This is a genomic window from Enterococcus sp. DIV0800 (assembly GCF_050559735.1).
Classification (GTDB): Bacteria; Bacillota; Bacilli; order Lactobacillales; family Enterococcaceae; genus Enterococcus_A; species Enterococcus_A devriesei.
Map to the genome: position 1 here is coordinate 1,804,018 of NZ_CP187898.1, position 12,467 is coordinate 1,816,484.

13 protein-coding genes and 1 tRNA gene are annotated in these 12,467 nt (G+C 42.0%); 3 read left to right on the forward strand and 11 right to left on the reverse strand.

Annotated elements, in window-relative coordinates; all coding sequences use genetic code 11:
- Positions 1 to 58: 58 nt before the first annotated feature.
- From IGI54_RS08795 to IGI54_RS08810, 4 genes are all read right to left on the reverse strand, one after another.
- Positions 59 to 424: an arsenate reductase family protein gene (locus IGI54_RS08795; RefSeq protein ID WP_430620480.1), complete on the reverse strand. Its 366-nt coding sequence runs from the start codon at positions 422 to 424 to the stop codon at positions 59 to 61.
- Positions 417 to 1,619 (reverse strand): FtsW/RodA/SpoVE family cell cycle protein, encoded by a 1,203-nt coding sequence (locus IGI54_RS08800; protein WP_430620481.1) that lies wholly within the window; start codon positions 1,617 to 1,619, stop codon positions 417 to 419. Before IGI54_RS08800 ends, IGI54_RS08795 begins: the two co-directional genes overlap by 8 nt.
- 95 nt (positions 1,620 to 1,714) lie before the next feature.
- Positions 1,715 to 2,332 carry a DUF1361 domain-containing protein gene (locus tag IGI54_RS08805; protein ID WP_430620482.1) on the reverse strand — a complete coding sequence of 206 codons (618 nt, stop codon included), beginning with the start codon at positions 2,330 to 2,332 and terminating at the stop codon, positions 1,715 to 1,717.
- A 388-nt stretch (positions 2,333 to 2,720) separates the two neighbouring features.
- Positions 2,721 to 2,793 (reverse strand) — tRNA-Thr (locus IGI54_RS08810).
- Positions 2,794 to 3,046: 253 nt separating this feature from the next.
- Between IGI54_RS08810 and IGI54_RS08815 the strand changes: the two genes are divergently transcribed.
- Positions 3,047 to 3,283 carry a hypothetical protein gene (locus IGI54_RS08815; protein ID WP_071860801.1) on the forward strand — a complete coding sequence of 79 codons (237 nt, stop codon included), beginning with the start codon at positions 3,047 to 3,049 and terminating at the stop codon, positions 3,281 to 3,283.
- A gap of 105 nt (positions 3,284 to 3,388) precedes the next feature.
- Here the strand turns inward: IGI54_RS08815 and upp are convergent, their stop codons facing one another.
- The 6 genes from upp to IGI54_RS08845 all read right to left on the reverse strand — a co-directional run bounded on the left by upp (position 3,389) and on the right by IGI54_RS08845 (position 9,330).
- Positions 3,389 to 4,018, reverse strand: a complete 630-nt coding sequence (gene upp, locus IGI54_RS08820) for a uracil phosphoribosyltransferase (RefSeq protein ID WP_071860800.1) — start codon at positions 4,016 to 4,018, stop codon at positions 3,389 to 3,391.
- 149 nt (positions 4,019 to 4,167) lie between these two features.
- The gene (glyA, locus tag IGI54_RS08825; protein ID WP_071860799.1) at positions 4,168 to 5,415 is read right to left on the reverse strand and encodes a serine hydroxymethyltransferase; all 1,248 of its coding nucleotides are present in this window, start codon (positions 5,413 to 5,415) and stop codon (positions 4,168 to 4,170) included.
- A 137-nt stretch (positions 5,416 to 5,552) separates the two neighbouring features.
- A complete protein-coding gene (locus IGI54_RS08830) occupies positions 5,553 to 6,563 on the reverse strand; it encodes an L-threonylcarbamoyladenylate synthase (RefSeq protein ID WP_430620483.1) in 1,011 nt (336 codons plus the stop codon).
- Between the two features lie 190 nt (positions 6,564 to 6,753).
- Positions 6,754 to 7,584 carry a peptide chain release factor N(5)-glutamine methyltransferase gene (gene prmC, locus IGI54_RS08835; protein WP_430620484.1) on the reverse strand — a complete coding sequence of 277 codons (831 nt, stop codon included), beginning with the start codon at positions 7,582 to 7,584 and terminating at the stop codon, positions 6,754 to 6,756.
- On the reverse strand, positions 7,577 to 8,650 hold the full coding sequence (gene prfA / locus IGI54_RS08840; protein WP_071860796.1) for a peptide chain release factor 1: 1,074 nt from the start codon (positions 8,648 to 8,650) through the stop codon (positions 7,577 to 7,579). The genes prmC and prfA overlap by 8 nt, the downstream gene beginning before the upstream one ends.
- A 95-nt stretch (positions 8,651 to 8,745) precedes the next feature.
- Positions 8,746 to 9,330, reverse strand: a complete 585-nt coding sequence (locus IGI54_RS08845) for a thymidine kinase (RefSeq protein ID WP_071860795.1) — start codon at positions 9,328 to 9,330, stop codon at positions 8,746 to 8,748.
- A 232-nt stretch (positions 9,331 to 9,562) separates the two neighbouring features.
- Here IGI54_RS08845 and IGI54_RS08850 point away from each other — a divergent pair, with 232 nt between their 5' ends.
- Positions 9,563 to 11,092 (forward strand): YfcC family protein, encoded by a 1,530-nt coding sequence (locus IGI54_RS08850; RefSeq protein ID WP_071860794.1) that lies wholly within the window; start codon positions 9,563 to 9,565, stop codon positions 11,090 to 11,092.
- Positions 11,093 to 11,132: 40 nt separating this feature from the next.
- Here the strand turns inward: IGI54_RS08850 and IGI54_RS08855 are convergent, their stop codons facing one another.
- Positions 11,133 to 11,582: a MerR family transcriptional regulator gene (locus IGI54_RS08855; RefSeq protein ID WP_313629941.1), complete on the reverse strand. Its 450-nt coding sequence runs from the start codon at positions 11,580 to 11,582 to the stop codon at positions 11,133 to 11,135.
- Between the two features lie 82 nt (positions 11,583 to 11,664).
- Between IGI54_RS08855 and IGI54_RS08860 the strand changes: the two genes are divergently transcribed.
- On the forward strand, positions 11,665 to 12,396 hold the full coding sequence (locus IGI54_RS08860; protein ID WP_430620485.1) for an SDR family oxidoreductase: 732 nt from the start codon (positions 11,665 to 11,667) through the stop codon (positions 12,394 to 12,396).
- Positions 12,397 to 12,467: the final 71 nt, after the last annotated feature.

Consider the following 12,467-nt stretch of genomic DNA (forward strand, 5'->3'; position numbering starts at 1 on the left):
AACGCCCCTTTTGCTAGTATAAAAATTTTTAATATAGCCGGTGAACATCCAGCTTCTGCTATGAGAAGCTGGCTCGGCTTTCTTCATAAGTTGATTCTTTAAAGCCATTCACAACAAATTGATCGTTGTTGATCAGCATTGGACGCTTCACCAGCATCCCATCACTAGCTAATAGCTCACTCGCAGCTTGAATCGACAGCTCTGTCATTTTATCCTTCAATCCCAGCTCACGATACTTCATTCCGCTAGTATTGAAGAAGCGGCGAACAGGGAGCTGGCTAGTTGACAGCCACTTTTCAAACTCAGCCACTTGCGGCGTAGCTTGAATCAAATCAATCGCTTCATAGGAAATATTTTCCTGGTCCAACCAGGCTTTGGCTTTACGACAAGTCGAACATTTTGGATACCAATAAAATTTAAGCATGTTGTGAGCTCCTTGTTGGTTTCATTACCTGTTTACCGGCACTTTGATAACGCATTGATAAAATCAAGCCAATTCCGATCATGTTACCGAGAATAGAAGAACCACCTTGACTGATAAAAGGCAATGGGATCCCTGTTAATGGTAGCAGACCAATATTCGCTCCGATATTTTCAAAGACATGAAAGAGCATCATCATAACGATCCCTGAAGCAATATAAGCATAAAACTCATTGTTCATATCAAAACATAAACGGATCATCCGGTAAATCAAAACAAAATAAACTAAGATCACAAAAGCACCGCCGACAAAACCAAAATTCTCACCAATAACGGTGAAAATCATATCCGATTCGCGCACCGGCACGTAAACATGACTCACATTATAGCCTGTCCCAAAAATACCGCCAGACCCAATCGCCATCAACGCATGAGCCAATTGGAAACTAACTCCTTGAGGATCATGGAAAGGCTCTAACCAAGAATCAATCCGAGCGAATTGATAGCTCTTAAAACCCAGATTTGTTAATAACGCTCTTCCGGTATCTGTCGAAACTAAAAAGATCAGTGAGACACCTAATACCACCGCCAAAGCAATCGCTGGTAAAACGATCAGCCAAGAAATTCCCGACATCAAAAACATCCCGGCAAAAATAGCCAAGAAAACTAGCATTGTCCCAAAGTCCTTCTGTGCCAAGACCAAGCCGATTACTGGCAGTGTGACTAACAACATTTTGCCAATTAATAACGCGTCTGTCTTAATTGTGTGAAGCTTGTTGGCTACGTTATGCTTCGTAATAATCAGCGCCATCATTAAAATATACGCAATCTTCATCAGCTCAGATGGCTGGAAGGTCAGGGTCCCGAATTTGAACCAGTTTTTTGAACCGGTGGAAGCTGCCAGAACCGGATCGTAATATTTTAACAAAACCAGCATGACGGCCAATCCAATGACATACAAAAATGGGGTCAAACGCCAAAGCATTTTCGCATCAAAATGAATGATAATAACAATTGCCAATGCTCCCACTGCGTACCACACGCCTTGCATGACGATATTGCGAAAAATATTTGGATCTCTCGGATCGTGAGATAATGCCACGTAAAGGGACAATAATCCAATCAAACATAATAGAAACACAGGTAAAATAACGCCGTAATCAATTCGGCTATCATTGTTTTTTCTTAACGTATTCATTTTTCATCTCTTTTCCACCAATTTACTCGCCTTATTATAGACGCTTCTCTCGCTAAAGAAAAGTCCGCTTCATTTCCTTTGCAAAATCTTTAGTCTTAGAGCGATTGATCATGTTGCAATCCGAAAATCAACGCCCACACTCCTAATTGTAACAGACTAAACATCACTACGAATTGAATTTTCTCAACGTGCCAGTTTCCTAATAAGAGCTGTAACGCGTGAAGCGGTTTAAGAATCAATTCGACCGAGTGAATCCGATCGAAGCGGCCACTGTAAACGGCAATTCCTGAAAGAACAGCTAAGCTTAGCAGACTGATGAAGCGTTGTGACTTTTGCAATTTGACTGTCGCAAACAAGCGGAAGACTTGCGCCATCCCAACAAAAACCATAACTAAAATCGGCAGCACTAAGAAAAAATAGGACCACCAATCACTCGCAACTGGTGCAAAAAGACCATGGGCGTGATAAATCTTCAAACTCTCTAAATGAAACAGATCTGTCAATAAATAGGGAACATTCGGGAAAAACAATAACCACAGCGCTGCAAATAGCCAGCGAACCGGCGAAATAAGTTTCATAAACAAACTACCAAAGACTAGCGGCAGCCAAGCTAGAAAAACATTCAAGCCCATAAACGAAAACGTCTCGCGAAATAGACTCATAAATAAAATATAAAGAATCACACCAAAGTGGAACAAATAATTTTTCTTCATCCTTCTCCCTCAATAGAAAGCAACTTTTCTTCCATACAATCAAAATAATATGAGAAAGGCTTTCGCGAACTACCTCAGCTTTTTACCAGTTTTTCTGCTTGCTTTATTGAGAGTAGAAAAATGGTAGGCGTAACGACAATCAGAGTCATTTTTCGTGTTTTTGGAAAAATGATTCCCTAATTAGGAGTCAGCTGAGTAATAAGTCCAAACTTTTGATAAATGACTGAGAAATCGTTTTGCTGATTGCCGATAGAGCTAGTTCGTGAAGCCAGATATGGCTAAGTCTGCTGTAAAGCGTATTCCTGTGAAAAATTTATACCTACTTTATAAATAATAAAAAGCCGTCGCTATCTCGGTTTCCCTTTGATATGACGGCTTTTATAATTTATGCCAGCTATAGGATTCGAACCTACGACCTACGCGTTACGAGTGCGTTGCTCTACCAACTGAGCTAAGCTGGCGTTTCGTACAAAAGGAATTATAAAAAACTTCTAGCAAAAAGTAAAGTAAGATTCCTCTCAAAAAGCGATTACATGAAAAAAAGTTGAAAATATGCTAAAATAGAGCATGTGATACCAATGGATGACCGCTCCACTTTTCATAGTTTAGCAAAATCCTGTGATTAAGTCGAGTCAAAATCCAAGATATTAACAAATCCGACGCAGTTTAAAGTTGAGATTTTCGTTAGTATGAAAAAGGAGGCGTTTAGAACAGATGGCTACATTTGGTAAAATAGAGACGCAAATTGATCCTTCCGAAGCTGGAAAAGATTTTCCAGTTCAGACACATGTGATGTTTACGATTCGCGGACAATCTCAGACTGGAATTGTCACGAAACAATTGAAAAATGCAGCAGTGGTTGAAATTGATGAAAAGCAAGACAACGGAGAGTTGATTAATCATTCCAACGGTGTTGTTGTAATCAATTATAAACAAATGGAAAAAATTTAGTTTTTAAACAAAGAAGGAGTTTGGGCGATCATCGCCCAAACTCCTTCTTTTGTTGCAACCGTCGGGACAAAAGTAGCTAACCACTTCTGCCCAACCTATTTTAATTTATTTAGTTCCGAATAGGCGGTCGCCTGCGTCGCCTAATCCAGGAACGATATAGCCTTGTTCATTTAAATGATCATCTAATGCAGCTGTATAGATATCTACATCTGGATGCGCGTCTTGTAAGGCTTTGACCCCTTCTGGAGCAGCAACTAAACAAACGAATTTCATATTTGAAGCGCCACGTTTTTTCAATGAATCGATTGCCATGATCGCTGAACCACCAGTCGCTAACATTGGATCAACAATAAATAATTGACGGCTGTCGATGTCTTCTGGCATTTTGAAGAAATATTCATTTGGTTCCAACGTTTCTTCATCACGGAACATCCCGATGTGACCAACTTTGGCAGCGGGGATCAATTCTAAGATGCCGTCTACCATACCGATACCAGCACGTAAAATCGGAACAATCGCAACTTTTTTACCAGATAATGTTTTTTGTGTTGAAACAGTGATTGGTGTCTCGATTTCAACGTCTTCCAATGGCATATCACGAGATACTTCGTACGCCATCAACATCGCGATTTCATTTACCACTTCGCGGAAAACCTTGGTTCCACAATTCTTATCGCGAATAATCGTTAATTTGTGTTGGATCAATGGATGATCAATTACTTGAAACTTGCCCATATTAATTTGCCCCTTACTCATTTTAATATAATTATTTTCATGTTGTCTATCCACCAACCAGTTTTTCTTGAACTCTAAAAACTACTGCATGTTGAGCGGATATTCTTAGTATGCATTTCATTTATTATATGACAACTGCTTTGAGAAAACTAGTCTAAGCTGGCTTGAATCGGATGAGCATCGGTTAATTCTAAGACCGCCTTGCGTACTTCATCCAGCTTCGCTTCGTCACCCTTTGAGCGTAATGCTTCAACAATCAATTCAGCTACACGTTTGGCATCTTCTTCTTTAAAGCCGCGGCTGGTAATAGCGGCGGTCCCAATCCGAACCCCACTCGTTTCACGGAAACTTTTTGATTCAAAAGGAATAGAATTTTTATTGACTGTGATGTGAACCTGATCCAATAATTCTTCTGCTTCCCGACCGGTGATATCAAAGCCGGTGACTTCCAATAAAATCAGATGATTGTCACTGCCCCCAGATATTACCCGGGTTTCCGGTGTTTGATTGAAGACTTTCACCATCGCTTGAATATTTTTCAAGACTTGTTCGCTGTAAGTTTTGAAATTAGGCGCTAACGCTTCTTTAAAAGCCACAGCTTTGGCTGCGATGACATGTTCCAATGGTCCGCCTTGTAACCCAGGAAAAACCGCGCTGTTGATTTTTTTGGCCATGTCCGGATCATTGGTTAAAATCAAGCCGCCACGGGGCCCACGTAAAGTCTTATGGGTGGTGGAAGTAACAACATCCGCATAAGGAACTGGGTTAGGATGCAACCCAGTTGCCACCAAACCAGCGATATGTGCCATGTCTACCATTAACTTCGCACCTACTTCATCGGCGATCTCACGGAAACGGGCAAAATCAATGATCCGACTATACGCACTCGCTCCTGCTACGATTAATTTTGGTTGATGTTTCCGCGCTAAAATACGAACGACTTCATAGTCGATCGTTTCTGTATGAGGATCAACGCCGTAGCTAACAAAATGATACAACTTACCGCTGACATTTACTGGTGAACCATGAGTTAGATGTCCTCCTGCCGATAAGTCCATTCCTAAAACTGTATCTCCGGGTTCAATCAATGAAAAATAAGCTGCTTGATTGGCTTGCGAGCCAGAATGTGCTTGAACATTCGCAAATTTTGCGTCAAATAATTCTTTTGCGCGATCAATCGCTAAATTTTCTACGACATCGATAAATTCACAACCGCCATAATAACGACGACCAGGGTAGCCTTCCGCATATTTATTGGTCAACACACTGCCTTGCGCCATTCGAACGGCTTCTGAGACGATATTCTCTGAGGCGATCAACTCAATATTTTGCTCTTGCCGCTGCCCCTCATCCTTAATTGCTTCCCATAGTTCGGGATCTAGTGCTTTGTAATCCATCCCAACGCCACCTTTCATTTTTTATGATTTAAGTATACGAAAGTTTCTAGAGATAATCGAATCTTTTGTTTACTTTTTTACCCACAAATTTTTTTCCATGAATGAAGTGAAAAATTCAAGATTCAATCTAAAACTCTTTATACTTCGAAATATTTCTGTGCGGCAGCCTTTTTCAGACGATTCATATAAGCTAAGCCTAAATGATCTTCCGGAAAGACTTCTGCAAAAATCAAATCAACGGATTCTCCTTCATCCAATGCCCGTAAGCCACTGAATAATCCTCGCGTCGCCGCTTCGATCGAATCATCAGCAAAAACAAAACGTGTCGTTGACGCATATTGTTCAGCAATTTTTGGTGTCGCCAATAGTCCATAGCTTTTATTTTCCGCAACGGCCCACGCTAATGCTTTTGCCCAATCATTAGGCTTAACCATTAAGACCGGCGTATCTGGTGAATAGTGTTTATATTTCATACCAGGAGCTTTAGGTGTCTCACTCTCTTTGACTAAATGTTTATCTAATGGTACTTCAATCCCTAGAATGTCTTCCAGTAGTTCCTTTGTTACCGCCCCTGGACGCAAAATCGTCGGTACCTCGCCACTAAGATCAAGCACCGTTGATTCCACTCCGATCTGGGTCGCTCCATCATCAAGGATGCCAGCGATTTTCCCCTTTAAATCATGATAAACATGAGAAGCAGTAGTTGGACTTGGTTTCCCTGACGTGTTCGCGCTTGGTCCAACGAGAGGATCGCCCGTTTCTTCAATTAAAGTTAATGTTTTTTTATTATCTGGCATCCGAAAGGCCGCTGTGGATAACCCGCCGGTCACCACTGGACTCAGACTGCCTTTTTTAATAGAGAAAATCAAGGTCAGTGGTCCCGGCCAGAAAGCTTCAACAATTTTTTCAGTCAACGGATGGTAATTTTCCACAAATTTTTCGGTCATGGAAAAATCCGCGATATGGACGATCAACGGATTATCACTTGGACGCCCCTTAACGGCAAATACTTTTTCAACCGCTTCCGGTAAAAGCGCGTCAGCTCCCAATCCATAGACTGTCTCCGTAGGAAAGGCGATCAATTCTCCCTGACGTAATAATCCCGCCGCTTCTTTTAGTTCCTCTACTTGAAATATTTTTGTTTCCACAGCTTCTCCACAGCTCCCTTTTTTTAACTTTCCTTATTTTAAAACTTTTGCTTGCGAGTTACCCCCGTGTTGTTGATAACTTGTTTGTCAAGTGTGTATAACCATGTGAATAACTTTTTCAGCCTTTTAACACCGTCATCCCAATGTTTTTTTATTACAATTGCTCGTAAAAATAATTTTTTGGCAAATCTCAACGCACCATGATCATGCGGTCATTTCCTGACAGATCTTGATGAATTGTTACCGTTTTATCAGGGTAGGTTCGTTGGAATATTTCTTGGACAACGAGACCCTGTTGAAAGCCGATCTCCAAAAAAATCATCCCATCTGGCTGCAATAACCCTTGACTCTCCGCAGCGATCTTTTGATAGATCGCCAGCCCATCATTTTCCGCAAAAAGCGCCTGCTTTGGCTCATAAGTTCGCACGCTCTCATCCATCAAATCCCATTCCGCCCTACTGATATAAGGAGGATTGCTAATGATGATGTCCTGCTTTTCTGTAATAGCGCTTAGCACATCACTTTGCAAAAAAGTGACCGGCGCCTGCAAGGTCTCTGCATTTTCTGTGGCGACCTTTAACGACGCTTCAGAAATATCTACCGCCGTGACAGTCCATGCAGGGCGTGCCAGCTTCAAACTAATCGCAATCGCACCAGTGCCGGTACCAATGTCCACGACCTTTTTGGCGGATGTATCATTATCGGACAAACAAAGGGCGACTAGTTCTTCAGTCTCAGGTCGGGGGATCAAAGTATCTTGCGTTACTTTGAAGCGATGCTCAAAAAAATATTCGTAGCCTAGCAAATACTGAGGCGGAATATTTTTCATTAGACTCGCCAGATCTTCTTCAATCAGCTGTTCCTCTGCTGTTGAGATTTCTTCCCGCATATGCAGCAGCCAGTCGGTTTTACTCCATTGTTTGCGAGCGAGGAAAAGGTATTCAATAGCATAGCCTTCTTTTCCGGCTGCCTCTAAAAAAGAGGAAGCCCCAGACAGGACTTCCACATACGTTTTACCCATTTTGCAACTCTTCCAGTTTTTGGGTTTGGTCATACATAATTAAAGCGTCAATAATTTCATCAAGTTTACCAGCTAGGATTTGATCCAGTTTTTGGATCGTCAAGCCAATGCGGTGATCTGTCACCCGATTTTGCGGAAAGTTGTAGGTCCGGATACGTTCTGAACGATCCCCAGTACCAACCGCTGACTTACGACTTGCGTCATATTCACTTTGAGCTTCTTGTTGAATTTTATCAAACACGCGGGCCCGTAAAATTTTCATCGCCTTTTCACGGTTTTTGATTTGCGAACGTTCGTCCTGCATCGCTACTACGATCCCTGTTGGAATATGAGTCAAACGAACAGCTGATGCCGTCTTGTTGACGTGCTGACCACCAGCACCTGACGCATGATAAATATCTGTCCGAATATCATTGTCGGCAATATCGATCTCGACTTCTTCAGCTTCTGGCATTACGACCACTGTCGCAGTTGAAGTGTGGATTCGCCCTTGCGATTCTGTTGAAGGGACCCGTTGGACGCGATGGGCGCCACTTTCGTATTTCAATTTCGAATACACGTTATCACCGGTGATCATCATGATGACTTCTTTATAGCCGCCGATTCCAGTTACATTGGCTTCCATAACTTCCGTCTTCCAGCCTTGCGCTTCCGCATATTTTTGATACATATTGAAAAGATCGCCGGCGAATAATGCCGCTTCATCTCCACCCGCTGCTCCACGAATTTCCATAATGATATTTTTATCATCATTCGGGTCTTTTGGTAATAGCAGAATTTTGATTTCGTCTTCTAAGACTTCTTTTTCTTTTTTCAAATCAGACAGCTCTTCTTTAGCCATCTCCGCCATTTCAGCATCTAAGTTCTCACCTAATAGTTCTTCGGCATCGCTGATACCCTCTACTACTTTTTTGTAGCGGCGGTATGTCGCAACAGTATCTCGAGTATTCGCCTCTTCTTTAGACAGCTGCATAAAGCGCTGGGTATCAGTGATGACTTCCGGGTCACTCAATAATTCGCCAAGCTCTTCATAACGATCTTCGATGGCTTGCAGTTGATCGTACATGGATAAAATTCCTCCTAATTCGTATTAAAGTATTTATTTTTCATACAGTGAAAAATAAACGCATTTTTCATTACGCATATTCTTTGATTAATCAGTTATTCTTCGTTGTGGGGAATCTGCGGATGCAAATAATGTTTGCGACAAACTGGATAGTAGGCTTCATTACCGCCGATTTGGACTTGATCGCCCTCGTAAACCGGACGTCCGTTGATATAATGCAGGTTCATCGTTGCCTTTTTGTGGCAGAACCAACAAATCGTTTTTAATTCCTCCAACTTGTCCGCGTATAACAATAAATACTTCGAGCCTTCAAACATTTCATTGCGGAAATCATTTTTTAAGCCAAAAGCCATCACGGGGATATCCAATTCATCTACCACACGAGCCAATTCTAAGACATGTTCCTTCAATAAAAATTGCGATTCATCAATCAAAATGCAATAAGGTTTAAAATCAAGCCCTTGAATAAAATCAAAAATTTTTGTATCTGCAAAAATCGGTACAGCTGGGCTGCTTAAACCGATGCGGCTGGAGATTTTGCCTACGCCGTCCCGGGTATCTAAACCGCTAGTCATTAGCACAACGGGTTTGTTTTGTTCTTCATAATTATGAGCAACCTTCAAGATTTCGATGGTCTTCCCACTGTTCATTGCGCCGTATTTAAAAAAAAGCTGGGCCATTTCTTGTCACCTTTCCCTTTTGTTCCTATCGTATTATAGCGGAAAAGCAGATTTTTTTACAGTCATAATTTTCATTGTTTCCATATTCATAAAAAAACAACTGGCTCTTACTTTGGCAAAACAAAGGATTTTCTAATCTGAAATAGGTTATCTTTTAGTGATCTTTCTTACCAATGATATAATTTCAATGGAACTTTATTTTTCTATCATTTATTATTAGGAGGCTTTTTCAATGGAACAACCTAAGAAACGGCGCAGTTTTCCATCCGCTTACACCGTCATCATCATCGTTTTGATTCTGGTGCAAGCACTAACCTTTTTTATTCCTTCCGGTAAGTATAGTACCTTGACGTACGACGGCGGAAAAGATCAATTTATGATTACGGATGCTCATGACAAAACCAAAATGGAACCGGCGACGCAAGCAACTTTGGATAAATATGACATCCATATCAAAGTCGGCAAGTTTCGTGATGGGACGATCTACCGCCCTGCGGCTATTCCGAATTCTTATGAACAAATCGAAAAACCAGCTCGTGGGGTAACTGGAACGATCACTCAATTTTTAAAATCCCAAGTCCAAGGGATTACTGAGAGTGTTGATATCATGATCTTCATCTTGATCCTAGGCGGTGTGATCGGAATCGTCAATGCTACCGGCGCAATGGATGCTGGCATGATGCGGCTTTCGGAAAAACTGAAAGGCAAACAAAAGTGGTTGATCGTGATTGTCACCACGTTGATCGCAATTGGTGGAACGACTTTCGGTCTAGCCGAAGAAACCATTGCCTTTTACCCAATCTTGATCCCAATCTTTTTATTGGCGGGTTACGATACCTTGACGGCTGTCGCCTCGATTTATTTAGGAACAGCCATTGGCACGATGAGTTCGACGATCAACCCTTTTTCAACGGTCATCGCGTCAAATGCTGCGGGAATCAACTTCACTGATGGGATGCCGCTGCGGATCATCATGTGGGTCGCAGCCATTGGTATCTCGATTCTCTACACGATTCGTTATGCAGAAAAAGTTCGTTTGAATCCCGCTGCTTCATTAGTCGCCGATCAAGCGGCGAGCGACCGTGAACGCTTTTTAGGTAGCGAGGAACGTAAAACCAGTACCGATTTTACAAAGCGTCAAAAATTTTCACTAATCGTCTTTGCGTTGGGCTTTGTTGTCATGATTTACGGTGTTCAACAATTAGGCTGGTACTTCACCGAGATTGCGGTTGTTTTCTTAGCAGTGACGTACATCTTGGCCTTCGTTTCCGGACTAGGTGAAAAGAAATTTATTGATAGCTTCGTGACTGGGGCGGCTGATCTTTTAGGTGTTGCCTTGATTGTAGGCTTGGCTCGTTCAGTAGGAATCGTAATGGAAAACAGCTTCATCAGCGATACCATTATGAATTTCTTTAGCGGTGCGATCAGCGGGATGAACAATGTTGTCTTCATTTGGTTTATGTTCTTAGTATATGTTATTTTAGGTTTCTTCATTCAATCTTCTTCCGGCTTAGCCGTGCTATCGATGCCAATCATGGCCCCATTGGCCGATGTGGTTGGAATTGATCGTGCAATGATTGTTGATGCTTACAACTGGGGGCAAGGCCTGATTGGTTTGATTGCACCAACGGGATTGATTCTTGTTTCCTTATCAGTAGTGAACATTGGTTTTGATAAATGGATCAAGTTTGTTACCAAACTTTTGATTACGATTATTGTATTAATTCTCGTCCTACTAGCAGCCGGCGTGCTGCTTTCATAATCGCAAACGACCGGAATCTTTGAAGGATTCCGGTCGTTTTTTATTCTCTAGTCGCAGCCAAATATTTTTGATGCCACTTCGCATCTACTTGTCGGGTCCCGGCCTTAAAGAAAATCGTTTCAGTCCCCGCTTCATTCGCTGTTTGATAATACCATTTTTTCCAACGCAAAAAATCAAGTTGCGCTTGCAGTTCATGAATTTTTTGCTCCAATGCTGCTTCTTGCTCTGTCATAAAGGCATAGCGCTGAGGCAAAGTCGAATCTCCGGCAACGCACCAATCCATAAATTTCGCGATCTCTTTCACCGCGATGCCTGAACGTTTCAAGCAATCGATTACTTCGATATAGCCAAGATCATCTTCGGTAAATTCCCTGCGTCCCGCCGAATTTTTTTTAACGAAGGGCAACAACCCGGCTTTGTCATAGTATCTCAAGGTATCTTGAGAGATACCATAGCGTTCTGAAATTTCTCCGATCAAAAATTTTTTCATTTTTTTCAACTTCCTTCTTGACCTGGAGTTAACTCCAAGTAGTACAGTAAGTCTATCATAATTTTGAAAGAAGGCAATTTATATGGAAAAATCATTAGTCGTTATTACCGGTGCCAGCTCAGGATTTGGAGCGGAGATCGCCAAAATATTTAATCAAGCGGGCTTCCCTTTGTTACTGTTGGGGCGCCGAGTTGAAAAAATCAAAGCCTTGCCGCTGAATTTTGACAAAGTCATGATCGAAGCGGTTGACGTGACGGATTACTCGGCGTTTGAAGCGAATATCAAGCAGGCCGAAGCGGTTTATGGTCCAACTGATTTGTTGGTCAACAACGCCGGGGTCATGTTATTAGGCAATGTCCTGACACAATCGCCAACCGAATGGCAAACTATGCTGAATACCAACGTGATGGGTGTTTTAAACGGCATGCAGATTGTACTTCCAAATATGACCGAGCGAAAACATGGGACGATCATTAACATGTCTTCCCTTGCAGGCAAAAAAACCTTTACGAATCATGCCGCTTATGTTGCTTCAAAATTCGGTGTCCACGGACTGAGTGAAACGATCCGCGAAGAGGTTTCCGGCTCAAATGTCCGCGTATCGTTAGTCGCTCCTGGTGCGGCCGAAACAGAACTATTGACTCACGTCACGGATCAAAAATCTTTAACTGATTACGGTGCTTGGAAAGACAGCATGGGGGGAATCACTTTAGATCCAGTCCATGTCGCAGAAACGGTCAAATTTATCTACGATATGCCACAAGCTGTGAACATTCGCGAAATCGACATTGCCGCAACAGCACAAGACGCATAAATTTTTCTACTCCTGTCCAAGTGACGGGAGTTTTTTTATTTCTGACAACAGCCAACCTTGCAAATCATTTT